Origin of the sequence: Polynucleobacter sp. IMCC 29146, assembly GCF_021395195.1 — a bacterium.
Taxonomy (GTDB): Bacteria; Pseudomonadota; Gammaproteobacteria; order Burkholderiales; family Burkholderiaceae; genus Polynucleobacter.
Window position 1 is genome coordinate 1 of the sequence record NZ_JAJVCR010000032.1, and the last position, 765, is coordinate 765.

At 50.7% G+C, this 765-nt stretch carries 1 protein-coding gene; it reads right to left on the reverse strand.

Features of this window, described 5'->3' with window-relative positions; all coding sequences use genetic code 11:
• Positions 1-680: IS30 family transposase (locus tag LZT22_RS12660; protein WP_233925663.1), on the reverse strand; the 680-nt coding region annotated here is incomplete at its 3' end.
• Positions 681-765: the final 85 nt, after the last annotated feature.

Consider the following 765-nt stretch of genomic DNA (forward strand, 5'->3'; position numbering starts at 1 on the left):
TTCCCGTTGTCAAAAGTCAGGGTTTTAACGAGTGGGGTCATGGGGTTTAATTTAGTAATGATGGCCTGGCTCACCAGATCCGAGGTTTTGTTGCTCACTTTAGCGATCAACGCATAGCCGCTCTTGCGCTCAACCAAGGTCACAACGGCTTGTTTGTGGGCTGCGCCAATTACGGTATCGCCTTCCCAGTGGCCTATTTGGGATCTGGCTTCAATGTGCTGAGGTCGCTCGCTAATGGGCCTTCTACCCACAATCTGGCCTCTGCGGTCCCGGCCACTGGCATAGCGCTTCTTGCGTTTCTTTTGGCAGCGTAGCTGCTGATACAGGCTACCACCTGTGGCTTTATCGGCATAGACATGGCGGTAGATGGTCTCGTGGCTAATCCCGACCTGAGAAGCAATTTGCACTGGGCTCCACTGCTCTAGCAGGCAATCAACTGTCTTACCCCAATCGGTAGCAGTAATCTGGGTAGCATTGCGAGACCCTAAAGAGCGCTCCTGGGATAGTAGACAGGCTTGCCTGGGGCGGTAACCCCGATTACCCGTGTTACGAGCAAGCTCCCTACTAATGGTCGACTTGTGCCGCTCCATGAGCTTTGCTATTTGGGTTTGGGTTTTTCCGTCTTTCATGAGGATATAAATCTGATATCGTTCTTCTTGGCTAAGGTGTTGATAGGTCATGGCTACTTTGACTTGCTGGTCTAGAAGCTATGGATACTAAGATATCCTTAGCCACTAGGCTTAGTTGTTCAAAGTTGCACTTCGT